This is a genomic window from Paenarthrobacter sp. 10L412 (genome assembly GCF_056395565.1).
The window spans coordinates 68,272-84,050 of the sequence record NZ_JBFTJT010000002.1; the positions used below are offsets into that span (position 1 = coordinate 68,272).

A 15,779-nucleotide genomic window follows, 5' to 3' on the forward strand; every position below is an offset into this window, starting at 1 on the left:
TTGCCGGTGGACTACGCTTCCAGGACCACCGGAATGATCATGGGACGGCGACGAAGCTTCCGGTTCACCCACGTTCCGATGATCCTGCGCACAACCTGCTGCAGCTGGTGGTTGGTGTGGTCTGCGTGGTTGAGCACAGCTTCTTCCAACGCGGCGTTGATCTTAGGGATGATTTCGTCGAAGACGGCGTCGTCCTCCGCCACACCGCGTGCATGGATTTCCGGTCCGGAGACGATCTTGCCTGTGGTCCGGTTAATGACCGTGATGATGGAGATGAAGCCTTCGTCGCCCAGGATACGGCGGTCCTTCAGATCCGCATCGGTGATTTCACCCACGCTGGAACCGTCCACATAAACGAAGCCGACCTCTACCTGGCCAACGATGTTGGCCTTGTGGTCCTTCAGGTCAATGACAGTGCCGTTATCGCTGAGGATGATGCCGTCGGAGGGCACCCCGGATTCTTCGGCGATGTTTCCATTGGCAATCAAGTGACGCGTTTCACCGTGAACAGGCATCGCATTGAGGGGCTCAAGGATGTTGTAGCAGTAGAGCAATTCGCCGGCAGCGGCGTGCCCGGACACGTGAACCTTGGCCGTCCCCTTGTGGATAACATCGGCACCGAGCTTCAACAATCCGTTGATGATGCGGAACACGGCATTCTCGTTGCCTGGAATAAGGCTGGAGGCCAGGATCACGGTGTCGCCCTGGCCAACAACCACGCGGTGGTCGCCGTTGGCCATGCGTGACAGTGCTGCCATGGGCTCGCCCTGAGAGCCGGTGGACATGAGGACCACGCGGTCATCGGGGAGGTTGTCAATGTTCTTGATGTCCACCAGGATCCCGTTGGGCACGTCAAGGTAGCCCAGCTTGGCCGCGATGGCCATGTTTCGAACCATGGAACGGCCGACGAACGCAACGTTGCGGCCGTGCTTGGCTGCGGCGTCGAGAACCTGCTGTACGCGGTGAACATGGGAAGAGAAGGAAGCCACGATGATGCGCTTCTTCGCCTGCCCGAACAATCGATCAAGGGTGGGGCCGATTTCCTTCTCGGCGGTGGTGAAGCCGGGAACGTCAGCGTTGGTGGAGTCGGCCATGAAAAGGTCCACTCCTTCTTCGCCCAGGCGGGCGAAGTGCCGGAGGTCGGTAATGCGGCCGTCCAAGGGCAGTTGGTCCATCTTGAAGTCGCCCGTATGCAGGACAGTGCCGCCCGCGGTGCGAATGAAGACAGCCAAGGCATCCGGGATCGAGTGGTTGACTGCGATGAATTCGCATTCAAACGGGCCGAACTGCTCAACCTGGCCCTCGGTAACGGTCAGCGTGTACGGCTTGATCCGATGCTCCTGAAGCTTCGCCTCCACCAAGGCCAGCGTCAACTGGGAGCCAATCAGCGGGATGTCGGCCTTGAGGCGCAGCAGATAGGGAACAGCACCGATGTGGTCTTCGTGGCCATGCGTGAGCACCACACCAACAACATCCTGCAGCCGGTCCTCGATGTAAGAGAAGTCGGGAAGAATCAAATCAACGCCGGGCTGCGTTTCCTCGGGAAAAAGTACGCCGCAGTCAACGATCAGCAACTTGCCGTCGATTTCGAAGACCGCCATGTTGCGGCCTATCTCCCCCAGTCCACCCAGCGGAACAATCCGCAGTGTGCCTTGCGGCAGTTTCGGCGGAGTAACCAGTCCAGGAAGGGCTGTTTGGGTCATATTGTGCTTCTTTCCGGCGGAACCGTCCTAGACGTTGAAGTCCATTCCGGCTTCCGCCAAATCCCCGCGGATGGTTTGGATCTCGGCCTCGTCCGGCTCCACGAGGGGCAAACGGACAACCGAGTTGGGCAGGACTCCCTGCCACTTGAGAATCTGCTTGGCGGCTACGGCGCCTTGGACCCGCGTCATGGTTGCACGCACCACGGGTTCCAGTTCAAAGTTGATGGCCCGCGCCTTGGCAAGGTCATTGGCATTGACAGCGTCAATGAGTTCGCGGAATCGGCGCGTGGCCACGTGCGTGGTCACGCCCACGAGGCCTGCTGCGCCCAGCGCCATCCACTGCAGGGTGAGGCCGTCGTCGCCGGAGTAAAAGACCAAATCAGTCTCGGCCATGACGCGGGTGGCTGCTGCGAAGTCCGCCTTGGCGTCCTTGACGGCCACGATGTTCGGGTGCTTCGCAAGCCCGATCATGGTCTCGGGCGCGATGGCAATGGACGAGCGGCCGGGGATGTCGTAGAGCATGACCGGCAGGTCCGTAGAGGACGCAATCGTCTCAAAATGTGCTCGAACACCGGCCTGGCTGGGCTTGTTGTAGTACGGAGTGACGATCAGAAGGCCGTCGATGCCAATCTGGGCCGCGCGCTGGGACAGATGCACCGAGTGCGCGGTGTCGTTGGTGCCGGTTCCGGCAATGATGGCGGCTTTGCCCCCCACGGCTTCCTTGACCGCACGGAACATGCCGAGGTTTTCTTCGTCAGTAAGGGTTGAGGTCTCTCCAGTGGTACCGGTGACCACGAGTCCGTCGCAACCGTCCTGGACCAGCTTCTCCGCCAACGCCGCAGCTTGGTCGTAGTCCACCTTGCCATCCTCGGTGAACGGGGTGACCATGGCGGTCAGCAGGGTACCAAGTGCGGGAATGTGGGCGCGGGAGTCAGACATAAGAAAAACGTTACCCTGTCACGGCCATGTTCCGGGAATGGGTTCCGCGTGATGGTCGTCATCGGTGCTGCTGACTATGCGGGCTTGGGCGTCCTCGCCGCGCCCTCCAAGCAATATTGCGCCACCGCTTTTTCCTTCAACTGTTCCGCCCAGGCGACCAAACGCTGGGAAGCGCGGACGTAGTCGAAGAGTTCCCTTGGCGTGAGGGCCTCAAGGTCTGTTTCAGCCAGGCGACGTGCAAGTTCAGCACCTGGCGCCTGCTCAGCAAGGACCGTTCCCTCGCGGCGCCACTGGACATCTTCTGGCGGTTCGCCTGCCACGAGTTGCCTGAAAAGGAAGTCGACAACACCTGGACTCATCGCCCTCATGGGTCCCTGGAGGCCTTGCCGAGGATTTGGAGGCAGAGGCTTTGGAGCATCGTTCATGAAGCCATGCTATTCGAACATATATTCGAAGACAAGACCTGTGAGCCAGCACCGCGCGTCCTACATACTGGTTCCATGCGGGTGACAACTGTGTTGGTCGAGGGCGAAAGTGACCGGCTTGCGGTGGAGACACTGGCCGTTCGCCTTGGCCATGACCTGATGGCTGAGCGCGTCTCTGTGGTGCCGATGGGAGGCGCGACCAACATCGTCCGCTTCCTTGACCGCTACGGCCCGAAAGGCACGGACCACCGGATACTCGGACTTTGCGATGCAGGCGAAGCACATGGCATCGCCCGCGCACTCACCCGGGCAGGCCTCGGTTCCGGCTCCTTGTCCGAGAACGGCTTCCACGTTTGCCAGGCGGATCTGGAGGACGAACTCATCCGCTGCCTTGGCGTCGATGCCGTGCTCAACGTCATTGCGGCCCAAGGCGAGCTTGCCTCGTTCCGGCTCCTCCAGCGCCAGCCCTCACAGCGCGGCAAGCCGGCATCGGCGCAGCTGCGCCGGTTCTTCGGGGGACGCAGCGGCAACAAAATCCGATACGCCTCCCTGCTCGTCGACGCACTGCCGGCAGGACAGGCACCCCCACCGCTTGCCCGCCTCGTGGGATCATTTGCGTGAATCATTTGCGCTATGAGACGTCTGTCCCCGAAGATGCTTCCAGCCCGCTTCACAGCAGGGCGACAGTCCCTTGTGAGACGATCGCAGCATGACTTCGCAAGAGACGGCGCCAGCCCGGAAGGTGCCCAGGGGACGCAAAGTCTCCACCCGCCTTACGGGCATAGATGCCGCCCGCGGCCTGGCCTTGCTCGGAATGATGGCCACCCATCTGATGCCAACGTTCGGCCCCTCCCCCCAGTGGGAACCCACGTGGGTGGGACTGGTTTTCTCGGGCAGGTCCGCTGCGCTGTTCGCAGTCCTCGCCGGAATCGGGTTGGCACTCACCACCGGAAAGCAGGAGCCGCGCCAGGGCCTGGACCTCTGGGCGGCGAGAAGCGGTGTTGCCATGCGCGCCTTGGTGATTGCCGTCGTCGGGCTGACTCTTGGGGGTCTGGACGTCAACATCGCGATCATCCTGGTGCACTATGCCGTCCTGTTCCTGTGCGTCCTGCCGTTTCTGGGATTGCGACTGAAAGCGCTCTTCTTGTGGGCGCTCGGCTGGGTACTGGTGTCACCCCTGGTCGCCTACCTCGTCCGACCCTGGCTGCTCGACGCCAACCCTCCCTTGCAGCTGGGGCACAACCCAAACAGCGAGGACCTTGAGACACCGGGACGCTTGGTGGCCGACTTGTTCTTCACGGGCTACTACCCTGTGTTCCAATGGATCCCTTATTTGCTGATCGGACTGGCGATCGGCCGTTTGGCACTCACGACGGCGAACGTCCAGTTGCTGCTGTTCACCTGCGGATTCGCCGTGGCCGCTTTGTCGAAAGTCGCAGGAACCCTGGCCATGGAGGTGTGGGGCGGCCGCGCCGCACTGGAAGCACTCCCCGGAACACGGGGATACCCGCTGGAGAGCATGCTCCAAGTGAACCTGACCGGATTGCAGCAGGTGGATTCGTGGTGGTGGCTGGCTAGCGCGGCACCACATGCCGGCACCACCCTGGACCTGCTTCATACCGGCGGGGTGGCTGCCGCCGTCGTCGGGTTCTTCCTGATGCTCGGCACACTTGCCGAACGCATCAAGGTCAACTTCCTCATACTCCTCAGCGGTCCGGGCGCCATGACCCTCACGCTGTATTCACTCCATGTGTGGGTGGTATCCGGTTTCCACAACAAGCCACTTCCGGCGGGGTGGACTGATGAAGGAATGTATTGGGCACAGGCCCTGGCCGCGGTAGGTATCGGCGTGTGCTTTGCCCTCTTCCGACGCCGGGGACCACTGGAGTGGCTGGCCCACCAGGCGTCGCGCCTGGGCAGTTACCGTCCGGCCGCCGTGGGCTGAGAGCGGAACAGCTTCACGGCGTCGCGCATTGAAGCACGGGCACGTTTGCGATCGCCGGAGGCGTCGTAGGCGCAGCTCAACCGGAACCACGAACGCCAATCCCCAGGTGCTGCCTCGGCCTCCGCACGGTACTTTTCGAACTCGGCGTCAGCGGCCGCACGGACAATCCGGCCACCGGGCGTGCGCGGCAGGGTGTCCACAGGCAGGCCGCCTTCGGCCTCCAAGACCTTGGCCATCTGTTCGGTCCGCGCCCCAAACAACAGCTCACGAATGAGCGCCCAAGCGCCGATCATAGGCAAAACGAGGTAGGCAGCGCCGATACCCTTAGCCACCAGATTGGGATCACCAAGCAACAGGATGGACCGCTGAAGGGACACCACCAGATACAACACCAACAGCAAGGTGATGGCACCAACCCAGATTTTGGTGCGGTTTTTCTTCACAGACTCCCAAAGAGTTCCCATGATCCTAAAGCCCCAGGTCCAAGTAGCCATCCAGGCCCACAGTCAGGCCTGGGTGGTCCGCAACTTTGCGCAGCCCGAGCAGGACACCGGGCATGAACGAGGCACGGTCGAAGGAATCATGGCGCAACGTCAGCTGTTCACCAGGCCCGCCGAAGAGCACCTCCTGGTGCGCCACCAGCCCGCGGAGCCGCACGCTGTGGACACGCACACCCTCCACGTCGCAGCCCCGGGCGCCGTCCAAGGCCGTTTCCGTGGCGTCAGGACTTGCCGGCACACCCGCTTCCTGCCTGGCCTGGGCAATCAGCTGTGCGGTACGCACGGCCGTACCTGAAGGCGCGTCTACCTTGTTCGGGTGATGAAGTTCAATGATCTCCACGGACTCGAAGTACTGCGAAGCCTTCGCCGCAAACGCCGACGCCAGCACAGAACCCAAAGCAAAATTCGGGGCGATCAGAACGCCTGTTTCCGGCTTCTGTTCCAAGAGAGCGCGCAACGACCCAAGGCGTTGCCCATCCCAACCGGTGGTCCCAACTACTGCATGAATGCCATGTTCAACCGCGAAGCGGACGTTGGCCTCGGTAGTGTCCGGAACAGTCAGGTCCACAACATACTTGGCACCTGTGTCGAGCAATGTCTGCAGGGAATCGCCGCGACCGAGAGCCGCTACCAACTTCATATCGTCGGCTGCTTCAACAGCCTTCACGGCTTCAATTCCCATGCGCCCGTAGGCGCCCAGCACTGCAACAGCAAGTTGTTCGGTCATGCCTTTAACCCTACCGCCGGGCCGGGGTAGGGCAGGAACCGTGACTCCGCGCTTACTCCCCGGGGTTCCCGTTTACTCCCCGGCCCCGACCCATTCCACGGTGCCGTCGCTGAAGAACTGTTCCTTCCAAATGGGCACCTGTTCTTTGATCCGGTCCACAAGTTCCGAACAAACGGCAAAAGCCTGGCCGCGATGGGCGGCCGCTACGGCACACACCAGCGCGGGATCACCGATCTCCAGCATCCCGATCCTGTGTGCGGCCCAAATCCTGACGGGTTGCTCTGCTTCGCCGGAGTGCTCCGCAACCAACTGCGCGACGACGTCGGACATGATCCGGTGCGCCGTGGGATGGGCGCTGTAACTCAGGCGGTCCACGGGCTTACCGGAATCGTGGTTGCGAACCACGCCGCTGAAGCTGACTACTGCCCCGGCGGTGTCAGACTCCACCGCGGCAATTGCCTGGTCAACGGAGATAGGTTCGGCGCTCAGGACCGCGCTAACAACTTCAAAGTCTGTTTCAGTGCCCATGGCTTCCTTCCAATTGATCGCACAGGTGCCCGATCACCGGATCCAGGACAGTCAAGCCGTCCATGACACCCTTCGGGGAACCGGGCAAGTTAATGATGAATGTCTTTCCTGCGGTTCCTGCGTGCCCACGGCTCAGCATTGCCATGGGCGTCTTTGCAGTGCCCGCCCGCCGAATACCTTCCATGATGCCCGGGATCTCACGATCCAGCAGCGGCAACGTTACTTCCGGCGTCTGGTCGTCCGGGCTCAGGCCTGTTCCACCACTGGTAATGACGACGGCGGGCTGCTGGGTCAGGAGCGCCCTCAAAGCCGCGCCAACAGGCTCGCCATCCGGCACCACCATGGTGGGGAAAGCATCAAAGCCATGCTCCTTGAGCCAGTCCAGGATGACGGGGCCGGTTTCGTCGGCGTAGATTCCCGCTGCCGCACGGGTGGAGGCGATAACGACGCCGGCCTTCCGCGGCCCATGGGCGTTGGGTTCACACGCACTCATGCTTGGGCTCCTTCCGGGGCGGATTCCGCGGCAGAGTCCGGGCCAGAGCTGCCCCGGTTCCAGTCACCGTGTTTCCAATCCCCACTTTTGCCACCGCTTTTTGCCAGCACCTGGATGTCTGTCAGGACTGCGTGCTTATCCACGGCCTTGATCATGTCGTAGACGCTCAGGGCCGCTACAGAGGCAGCCGTAAGAGCTTCCATTTCGACGCCGGTGACACCGCGCGTCTTCACGGTAGCCAGTACTTCGATCGAGTCGGCTCCCAACTCAAAATCGACGGTGACTTTGGAAATCGGCAACGGGTGGCACAGCGGGATCAGTTCGGGTGTCTTCTTAGCGGCCATAATCCCGGCCACGCGCGCCACTGCGAGCGCGTCGCCCTTGGGAAGTTCGCCAGCGCCGAGAAGGGCCAGGACTTCGGCAGTGCTGCGCACCGTGGCCGTGGCGGTTGCCTCACGGGTGGTGACTGCTTTCTCTGAGACATCCACCATCTGGGCAGTACCGTCTTGCCGGAGATGGGTCAGGCCGCCGGTGTTGCCGGACGTGTTCGTGGGAGTTTCATTCACAGCATCCATACTTCCACTTCGCTTCCCTCCGCGAGTTCCGTGACGTCGCTGGGGATCTGCACCAGGGCGTTCGAGCGCGCCAAGGCGTGCACCAGATGGCTTCCCGCGCCACCTTCCATTCGGACGGAGCCGTCAGGCAGCACCGTTCCGCGGCGGACTTGATGCTTGCCCTCTGGTGAATGCAGTGGTTCCGCCAAGCGCGCCCGCTGTACCGGCCGGGGTGCCGGGGCGCCGTGGGTCAGCGAAAGGGCAGGGCGCAGGAACATTTCGTAGGAAACGAGGCAGCTGACAGGGTTGCCCGGAAAGCCGAGGAACGGAACCCCTTCAAAGCGGCCGATTCCTTGTGGGCCTCCCGGCTGCATGGCCACTGGCAGGAAATCCACGTGCTGGGCGGCCATGGCTTGGCGGACAACCTCGTATGCCCCCTTGCTGACGCCACCCGTGGTCACGATCAGGTCTACCGGGTGCTTGCCGTCAACGCTTCCAAGGTGGCTGTGAAGTAGTTCGAGCAATTGTGCGGGATCATCATCCGAGATTCGGCTTCGTACAACGTCAAGGCCCGCCTGGCGCATGGATGCTTCCAGGAGGGTTCCGTTGGAGTCGTAGATCTTGCCTGGTGTGAGATTCCGGCCCGGTTCCAGGACCTCATCGCCCGTGGTGACCAGCAGGACGTGCCAGGGCTTGCGGACTTCAACGGCGGTCAAGCCCAGCGCGGCCAACAGGCCAAGCTGCGCGGGTCCTAAACAGGTCCCCGCGGGAAGGGCCAGGTCCCCTTCGTTGATATCGCTGCCCGCGTTTCGAACATAGGTGCCCGGAGCAGTGGCGGGGAGTTCAACCTGAACGTCCCTGGCCTCAGGACTCGGGAACGTGCTGGGGCGTGCCCGCTCAATGGGAACCACGGCGTCCGCACCCTCGGGAATCATGGCGCCGGTCATGATGGGCGCGGCAAAGCCCGGCTTCAACGCCTCCGGAGCTGCCCCGGCCGGAACAGGTGACGACACCCGTAGCTTCGCGCCGCCGTCGGGAATGTCGGCAGAGTTGACGGCAAAGCCGTCCATTTGGGAGTTGGCGAACGGCGGCAGGGAAAGTGGCGCGTGGAGGTCCACAGCCAGCACCTTGCCCAGCGCTTCAAGCAGTGGCAGTTGTTCAGTGGCCATGGTGGCGGCCGGACCGCTCAGTAGTTCCACCACGGCGTCGCGATGGGCAGCAACGGATCTGGGCAAGGACATCCTCCTGTGTGGTCACGCTGGATCACGCTCGTGTCCGGAGATTATCCGGACGTACCCAGAGTAGGGCCTTAAGTGACCTTGACGTTGATGGTGTGATAGCCGGTGGCGCCGTCGGGAGCTACCGGGGCCCGGTCTTCGGTTTGTGGTTTGCCCGTGGAGTCTGTGGCACGCACTTGGACTTCATAGTCGCCGGGTGTGAGATCAAGTCCCAGCTGCCATTGGTACCAGGTATCCGTGGATATCCCTGGTGCAAGCATCGCCTGTCGCCAAGGACCACGGTTGACGCGGAGCTCCACGTGGTCCACCCCACGGTGCTGGGCCCAGGCAACGCCACCAAACTGGACTTTGCGTGCTTTGACCGTGCGGCCACTGCGCGGGACATCGATGCGCGACTGCGTCTTGATGGGGCCGTGATCACTCCAGCCGCGGGGAGTCCAGTAAGCAGTATCGTCCGCAAATCGGGTGACCTTGAGTTCGGTGAGCCATTTGGTTGCTGAGACGAAGCCGTAGAGTCCCGGCACGATCATCCGCACTGGGAATCCATGTTCCAGGGGCAGGGGCTCGCCGTTCATGCCAACGGCAAGGAGGGCGTCGCGGTCGTCTGTGAGCGCTTCCAGGGGCGTACTTGCTGTCCAGCCATCGTTGCTGGTGGAAAGCACCATATCTGCTCCTGGTTTGGGACCCGCCATAGCCAGGAGTTCCCGCACAGGCCAGCCAAGCCACAGGGCATTACCGATGAGATCGCCGCCCACATCATTGGACACGCACGCGATCGTGATGTGCCGCTCCGTCATGGGCTTGGCAAGGAGCGTGGCGAAGTCGAGTTCTACCTCACGATCCACCATTCCCGTCACTTTCAACTTCCACTGTGGAGGGTCGATGGCCGGAACCGTCAATGCGGTGTCGATACGGTAGAAGTCAGGGTTCGGTGTCACCAAGGGACTGATCCCTTCCAGCGGCAGCGATGCCCCTGCAGGGATAGCCTGCTGCGTCGTCGCTGGAGCTGGCAGCGTCAAAGAGCCCCTGAAACCGGAAGCCACGGTCGTGGCCCGCGTAAGGATACTGGTGACCACTCCGCCCACGGCTGCCGCAAGCGATGTGGCCGCCAGGGCGTTCAGGAAGCTCCGTCGTGCCAGAGGTGCAGGTTCCGGCGAGGGTGAGGCACTGGCTGGAGCTGATGCCACCACACCGAAAGACGATTTACGTGGCGGCACCCAGGTGCCCAGACGGCGAATCAGCATGCGGAGCAGCAGCATGGTGACGACGGCGGCCACGATGGGCGCGATGGCCGCCTGCGGTGTTGTTTGGGCCCGGGTCAGGACGGCGCTTAGGCCCGCCGCACCTGCCAAGGCCGCCAGAACAAGTCCGAGTCCGGTTCGACGGCGCTCCAGAATCCCGGCCAGGGCAGCCAGAACCACGGCCACGATCAGGATGGAAGCGACCAGCACGATCTTGTCCGCCGTGCCGAAGAGCTGCACGGCGAGGTCCTTCACTCCGGGAGGAACGGAATCGATGACGGCACCGCCCAGTGCCGTCACTGGCGAGACGAGGGGGCTGAGGAAGCCGGCGCTCAGTTCGCCTGCTGCGATACCTGCGGCCCCGGCAGCCACCCCGGCAACCGCTGCCCAGAATCCAGGCTTTCTCATGCTGCGCCTCCTTGGCGATCCACGACGGATCCTGCCGGAAGGGAGCCAGCCGGAAGCGACAGCGCAAACCGACAACCGCCGTCGACGTTTTCCACGTTCACAGCTCCCCCATGCGCTTTCACGATGCCCGCCACCATGCTCAATCCGATTCCTGCTCCGCTGTAGCTTCCCTGTGATCCCGCCGGGCTCCCCCGTGAAGGGTCCTTCTGCCAGCCGGTTTCGAACAGGTGGGGAAGGTCCTCCTCCGGGATGCCCCCGCAGTGGTCCTGCACTGCGACCACGGCGTTTCCGTTCTCGCGCCCAACGCTGGTGTGTACGTCCGTGTCCGGCCTGCTGTAAATGATCGCGTTGAGCAGCACGTTCCGGATCGCCCTGGCCATGCTGGGCCCGTCGGCTACGGCCATGCACTCACGGTCTCCCCCGCCGGTGAGCGTAATGCCGCGTTGGGCAGCCAGCGGCGCCAGATCGGACAGAGCATCACTGACAAGGTCATAGAGGTCCAGTGACTCGGCGCGCAAGCGAAGGCTTCCAGCCTGGATCTTGGACAACTCCAGGAGATCGTTGACCATGGCTGTCATTTGTTCGGTCTGCCCGATGATCTTCCGGTAGTACTCCGGGATATCGGCGACCATGCCGTCCTCGAGGGCTTCGGTCATGGCGCGCATGCTGGCAAGTGGAGTGCGGAGGTCATGTGAAATCCACGAGACGAGTTCGCGCCGAGCGGTTTCAATGGCGGCTTCCCTGGCCCGCGACTCCGCCAGGTTACGGCTGCTGGCCTCCAGTTCCTGGGCAAGTTCAGCGAGTTCTGAGGTCATGGCAGGTTCGGCACGCTTTCCGTTCTTACTGCTGTGGTCCAGGGTTTCGCCCCGGCCGAGTCTCCTGGCCGCCGCCACAAGGCGCGCCGCGTTCCGGGATACGCCGGCTCCCAGCACGAGCGATAAGGCCACTGCTACTGCCGAAGCCATGGCCAGGATGTACCACATGACCTCAAGGTCCCTGGCAGAAATGAACATGGCGTTGAAAGCACTGACCATGCCTGCCACGAGGACTGCCACGGTAGCCACCACCACCAGGCAGATCTGCGCCAACACGGATGCCCTGCGCAGGACGCGTAGCAGCACCAGGGTGATGGCACCGATGACCATTGCCCACAGGAGCACCCAGGCAAGGATGGTGGCAAGCTCAGTGCCCTCCATGGCCATCTCCCTTGGCGTCGAACCTGTAGCCAACGCCCCAAACGGTCTTAAGGAGCTCAGGCTTGGTGGGGTTGACTTCGATCTTCTCGCGGAGGCGCCGTACATGGACGGTCACGGTGGAAAGATCGCCAAAGTCCCAGCCCCAGACTGCCTTGATGAGTTCTTCCCGGCTGAAGACCTGGTTGGGCCTGCGCAGCATGAAAGCCAGAAGATCGAACTCACGCACTGTCAACGTCAGCGACGCTCCACGGTGAGTGACGGTCCGGGATGCAGGATCCAGTTCAAAGCCTGCCAGTTCGACAGGTGGTTCAGGGGAGAATTCCTTCACACTGCGGCGAAGCACGGACTTGACGCGAAGGACCAACTCCCGCGGCGAGAACGGCTTGGTGACGTAATCGTCCGCGCCCATCTCCAAACCAAGGATGCGGTCATCTTCGGTTCCCAGGGCTGTAACCATGATGACCGGCACGCTCATGCTCTGGCGGAGCCGACGACACACTTCCACACCGTCCAGTCCTGGCAACATGCGGTCCAGGATCACCAGATCCGGCTGTCGGGTTGCAGCGAGGTTCAGCGCCGAGAACCCATCCCCGGCTACGTCAACCTGGAATCCGGCCTGCAGGAGATAGTCGCGCACAACATCGGCAATGGTCTGCTCGTCTTCGACGAGGAGGATGCGGCGATTACCAGGCTCTGCCGCTGATGATGCCGATTGCATGGTCACGCTTTCAGCATAGGTACGCCGGAGCTGCCCGGCACCGGATCCGGGTCACTTCCGGGCGAATGTCCGCATTCCGTAAGAACTGACTACGGCACGGGACATTACTGCGACCTTCCCAGGAGCTTCCGAACGAATGTCCGATGAGTGAAACGAAATGTAGCCGGTATCACTGTTCAGGCCAGGGTGGCGTAGCCTGAATTTATGAGTGTTCAGCTAGGCATGCCTGTGCCTCCTTCGGGCAGCGCTGTAGGCGGCCCGGTTCCGCCGCCGCGTCCGGCTGGCACGCCCACCGGTTTGTGGGACCGCTACGGACGCCGGGCGACTGATATGCGCCTGTCCCTGACAGACAAGTGCAACCTGCGCTGTACGTACTGCATGCCTGCGGAAGGGCTGGAATGGCTCTCCAAGCAGGCGGTGATGACCAAAGACGAAATCATTCGGATTGTGCGTGTCGGCGTTAACGCCCTGGGTGTGCGGGAACTGCGCCTCACTGGAGGTGAGCCGCTGGTCCGGGCTGATCTGGTTGACGTCATAGCAGGCATCCGGAACGAGCACCCTGAACTTCCCATTTCGATGACCACCAATGGCGTGGGCCTGGACAAGAAAGCGGCCGCCCTCAAGGCCGCAGGACTCACCCGGATCAACGTTTCCCTGGATTCGCTCCACGAGGAAACCTTCACCAAGCTCACGCGCCGGCCTTTCCTGGACCGTGTCCTCGCCGGCGTGGACGCCGCGTGGGCCGCCGGTCTGGGTCCGGTCAAGTTAAATGCCGTGCTGATGAGGGGCATCAACGATGCCGAATCTCCGGACCTCCTCGCTTGGGCCTTGGGCCGCGGCTACGAACTTCGCTTCATCGAACAGATGCCGCTCGACGCAGACCACGGTTGGACCCGGCGCAACATGATCACCGCGGCTGAAATCCGGGAATTGCTGTCAAAGGACTTTGTCCTCAGTCCGGACCAACGGGAACGCGACTGCGCCCCTGCCGAACGTTTTGAAGTACGACGCCGGGACCAGGCAACCGGTGAAGCTACGGGGGCCGTCCTCGGTACAGTCGGGATCATTGCATCGGTCACCGAACCGTTCTGTTCAGACTGCCGCCGCACCCGCATTACTGCTGAAGGCAAGATCATGAGCTGCCTGTTCTCCCGTGAAGAGTTCGATCTCCTCGGACTGCTTCGGGAGGGCGCAACGGATGACCAGCTTGCCCAACGTTGGCAGGACGCCATGTGGGTCAAACCGAAAGCCCACGGCATGGACCATACCGGCCTCGGCGCACCTGACTTCGTGCAGCCGGACCGCAGCATGAGCGCAATCGGAGGCTGAACCCTTGCTTGTACGTTACTTCGCTGCCGCACGCGCCGCTGCAGGTGTCGAAGAGGAGATCCACCCGCTCCCGGAAGGATCCAGCCTCGAAGCCTTGCTGGAAGCTGCCCTCGCCGTCGAACGTCCTGTGCCTCCGGAAGGGACACCAACGCTTGCCCGCATCGTGGCCCGTAGCAGCTTCCTCAGGAACGAAGTAGCGGTTCGAGACCCTTCGGCTCCTCTGGGCGCCGAAGATGTTATCGATGTCCTTCCTCCGTTCGCCGGTGGCTAGACGGCAGAGCCAACAAACCCGGTTTCACCCGCTCCGGCGTTTCCAAGTGCCAACGCCAAGACGCCGGCACGGCTGTGCATTCCGGTTTTCGCGAAGATGCTCTTGAAATGATCCTGTGCCGTGAGGGGCGAAATTCCCATCCGTCCGGCGAGGACCTCGTTCTCCATTCCTGCCGCCAACAAGGCCAAAGCCTGCCTTTCGCGTGCCGTTAATCCGTAGGCCCGAACAAACACCCCAAGCCGGGCTGCGGGCAGGCACTCCTGGATTGTGACGGCGATGGCCGGACTATTTGGCGTGTGACCGGGACTGTGCATCCGTGCAGCCCGCAAGGAGGCCCATTGTCCTCCTCCGATATGGATTTTCGCTGCAGAGGCACGATTGTCAATATGCGCTTCCTTGGCCAACAGCTGCGCCACGACGTTATACACCTCTGCCGGGATTCCGGCATGTGGCCGGGGCGCCCGTTGCAGAAGGGACAACCAGTTGCTGGCGCTGCTTGTCTGCCCGAGGACCTGCATGTCTTCGTCCATGACCAGAACCGCTTGGGCGGGCATGGTTCCTTGTGACCCAACCGGAGATGCGGCGAATTGCCGGGCCCGGCTGCGGCGCAGCCCGCGGGTCATCGCCGGTGCGAGTGAAATAAGGAATTCGAGCTCCTCCTCGTTGAATGCTGGGTCTGTGTCCTGCCTCCAGAGATCAAGCCATGACCAGATACCGTGCTGGTCCGCCAATGCCAGTGACGCAATATCACCCACTCCATAGCCGCGCAGGATGGAGTCCCAGAGCGGGTGCCGGGCGGGATCTCCACCTGTGGCCGCAAAGAGCGAGGCGGCTGGCCGTTCGGCTTCAGACAGGACTGTCCAACGGTTTATTCGGCTGGCATATCTGGCCTTGATGACCAGCGGCACTTCGCTGGGGCACGGCACCGCCGCCATGGGCGCAACACCGGTGGCCGACTCGGGATCAGTCAGGGGCCAGACGAAAGCGCTGAAACCCACCACGTGCCCGAGCTCCGCCAAAGCAGCCTCGCGAAGGGCATGGTCATCCCCGGCGGAGAGAAACAGGTCCTCAATCCGTTCCCGTGTCCGGTGGGTTGCCCATGAACTGGCCATGGAGCAAGTATGCGCCGCCGCCGGCGGTTCCTGACCCCCATGAATCAGGGATATCGGCGGCCGTCCCTCGCCTCCTAGGCTGGCACCACCAACGCGGACTCCACAGGAGGGATTGCCATGTACACCCTGTACATCGAACACGGAATCAAGGACTTCACCCAGTGGAAAGCCGCCTTTGACCGAGATCCACTGGATCGAGCCGCTTCAGGAGTGAAACAGTTCCGGGTGGGGACGCCCTTGGAAGATGCCCGCTATGTGCTGGTTGAAATGGATTTCGAGCGTGCAGAACAGGCAGCGGACATGGTGGAGCGACTACACGCGACGGTCTGGAGTTCCCCAGTCAACGCACCCGCCCTTCAAGGTGCGCCAAAGACGCGGATTGCCGAAACGGTGTATACGGGAACATGTTGACGGAGTACCTGCCTGGCCGCAGCGCTGGGCGGCTTCCTCAT

At 62.4% G+C, this 15,779-nt stretch carries 18 protein-coding genes; 5 read left to right on the plus strand and 13 right to left on the minus strand.

All coding sequences use genetic code 11. From position 1 onward, the window contains the following. Positions 1-11 precede the first annotated feature (11 nt). From AC1DD7_RS02075 to AC1DD7_RS02085, 3 genes are all read right to left on the minus strand, one after another. Positions 12-1,703 (minus strand): ribonuclease J, encoded by a 1,692-nt coding sequence (locus tag AC1DD7_RS02075; RefSeq protein ID WP_442005790.1) that lies wholly within the window; start codon positions 1,701-1,703, stop codon positions 12-14. A gap of 27 nt (positions 1,704-1,730) precedes the next feature. After that, entirely contained in the window at positions 1,731-2,642 is a 912-nt protein-coding gene (gene dapA / locus AC1DD7_RS02080) for a 4-hydroxy-tetrahydrodipicolinate synthase (RefSeq protein ID WP_477513592.1), read from the minus strand. 74 nt (positions 2,643-2,716) lie between these two features. Next, the gene (locus AC1DD7_RS02085) at positions 2,717-3,067 is read right to left on the minus strand and encodes a hypothetical protein (RefSeq protein WP_477513593.1); all 351 of its coding nucleotides are present in this window, start codon (positions 3,065-3,067) and stop codon (positions 2,717-2,719) included. 75 nt (positions 3,068-3,142) lie between these two features. On the opposite strand from AC1DD7_RS02085, the gene AC1DD7_RS02090 reads away from it, so the two are divergent. Further along, complete coding sequence (locus AC1DD7_RS02090) at positions 3,143-3,688, plus strand: TOPRIM nucleotidyl transferase/hydrolase domain-containing protein (RefSeq protein WP_477513594.1); 546 nt, start codon at positions 3,143-3,145, stop codon at positions 3,686-3,688. 88 nt (positions 3,689-3,776) lie between these two features. After that, complete coding sequence (locus tag AC1DD7_RS02095) at positions 3,777-5,012, plus strand: heparan-alpha-glucosaminide N-acetyltransferase domain-containing protein (protein ID WP_477513595.1); 1,236 nt, start codon at positions 3,777-3,779, stop codon at positions 5,010-5,012. Here AC1DD7_RS02095 and AC1DD7_RS02100 read toward each other — a convergent pair. The 9 genes from AC1DD7_RS02100 to AC1DD7_RS02140 all read right to left on the minus strand — a co-directional run bounded on the left by AC1DD7_RS02100 (position 4,988) and on the right by AC1DD7_RS02140 (position 12,615). Beyond that, positions 4,988-5,476 (minus strand): hypothetical protein, encoded by a 489-nt coding sequence (locus tag AC1DD7_RS02100; protein WP_431119487.1) that lies wholly within the window; start codon positions 5,474-5,476, stop codon positions 4,988-4,990. The genes AC1DD7_RS02095 and AC1DD7_RS02100 overlap by 25 nt on opposite strands. Positions 5,477-5,480: 4 nt before the next feature. Next, on the minus strand, positions 5,481-6,239 hold the full coding sequence (gene dapB / locus AC1DD7_RS02105; protein WP_477513596.1) for a 4-hydroxy-tetrahydrodipicolinate reductase: 759 nt from the start codon (positions 6,237-6,239) through the stop codon (positions 5,481-5,483). A 72-nt stretch (positions 6,240-6,311) separates the two neighbouring features. Continuing rightward, complete coding sequence (locus tag AC1DD7_RS02110; protein WP_477513597.1) at positions 6,312-6,767, minus strand: molybdenum cofactor biosynthesis protein MoaE; 456 nt, start codon at positions 6,765-6,767, stop codon at positions 6,312-6,314. Beyond that, on the minus strand, positions 6,757-7,260 hold the full coding sequence (locus AC1DD7_RS02115; protein WP_477513598.1) for a MogA/MoaB family molybdenum cofactor biosynthesis protein: 504 nt from the start codon (positions 7,258-7,260) through the stop codon (positions 6,757-6,759). The genes AC1DD7_RS02110 and AC1DD7_RS02115 overlap by 11 nt, the downstream gene beginning before the upstream one ends. Beyond that, complete coding sequence (gene moaC, locus AC1DD7_RS02120) at positions 7,257-7,835, minus strand: cyclic pyranopterin monophosphate synthase MoaC (protein ID WP_477513599.1); 579 nt, start codon at positions 7,833-7,835, stop codon at positions 7,257-7,259. The genes AC1DD7_RS02115 and moaC overlap by 4 nt, the downstream gene beginning before the upstream one ends. Next, the gene (locus AC1DD7_RS02125) at positions 7,823-9,055 is read right to left on the minus strand and encodes a molybdopterin molybdotransferase MoeA (protein WP_477513600.1); all 1,233 of its coding nucleotides are present in this window, start codon (positions 9,053-9,055) and stop codon (positions 7,823-7,825) included. Before AC1DD7_RS02125 ends, moaC begins: the two co-directional genes overlap by 13 nt. Positions 9,056-9,123: 68 nt before the next feature. Beyond that, positions 9,124-10,701 carry a molybdopterin-dependent oxidoreductase gene (locus tag AC1DD7_RS02130; RefSeq protein ID WP_477513601.1) on the minus strand — a complete coding sequence of 526 codons (1,578 nt, stop codon included), beginning with the start codon at positions 10,699-10,701 and terminating at the stop codon, positions 9,124-9,126. After that, positions 10,698-11,897 carry a sensor histidine kinase gene (locus AC1DD7_RS02135; RefSeq protein WP_477513602.1) on the minus strand — a complete coding sequence of 400 codons (1,200 nt, stop codon included), beginning with the start codon at positions 11,895-11,897 and terminating at the stop codon, positions 10,698-10,700. Before AC1DD7_RS02135 ends, AC1DD7_RS02130 begins: the two co-directional genes overlap by 4 nt. Then, positions 11,884-12,615: a response regulator transcription factor gene (locus AC1DD7_RS02140; protein WP_477513781.1), complete on the minus strand. Its 732-nt coding sequence runs from the start codon at positions 12,613-12,615 to the stop codon at positions 11,884-11,886. The genes AC1DD7_RS02135 and AC1DD7_RS02140 overlap by 14 nt, the downstream gene beginning before the upstream one ends. 204 nt (positions 12,616-12,819) lie before the next feature. Between AC1DD7_RS02140 and moaA the strand changes: the two genes are divergently transcribed. Together moaA and AC1DD7_RS02150 are read left to right on the plus strand one after the other, a co-directional pair. Next, entirely contained in the window at positions 12,820-13,944 is a 1,125-nt protein-coding gene (gene moaA, locus AC1DD7_RS02145) for a GTP 3',8-cyclase MoaA (RefSeq protein ID WP_477513603.1), read from the plus strand. A gap of 4 nt (positions 13,945-13,948) precedes the next feature. Further along, positions 13,949-14,215: a MoaD/ThiS family protein gene (locus tag AC1DD7_RS02150; protein WP_477513604.1), complete on the plus strand. Its 267-nt coding sequence runs from the start codon at positions 13,949-13,951 to the stop codon at positions 14,213-14,215. Here AC1DD7_RS02150 and AC1DD7_RS02155 read toward each other — a convergent pair. Then, on the minus strand, positions 14,212-15,327 hold the full coding sequence (locus AC1DD7_RS02155) for a helix-turn-helix transcriptional regulator (RefSeq protein WP_477513605.1): 1,116 nt from the start codon (positions 15,325-15,327) through the stop codon (positions 14,212-14,214). The genes AC1DD7_RS02150 and AC1DD7_RS02155 overlap by 4 nt on opposite strands. A 117-nt stretch (positions 15,328-15,444) precedes the next feature. Between AC1DD7_RS02155 and AC1DD7_RS02160 the strand changes: the two genes are divergently transcribed. Further along, positions 15,445-15,738, plus strand: a complete 294-nt coding sequence (locus AC1DD7_RS02160; RefSeq protein WP_477513606.1) for a hypothetical protein — start codon at positions 15,445-15,447, stop codon at positions 15,736-15,738. The last annotated feature ends 41 nt before the right edge of the window (positions 15,739-15,779 follow it).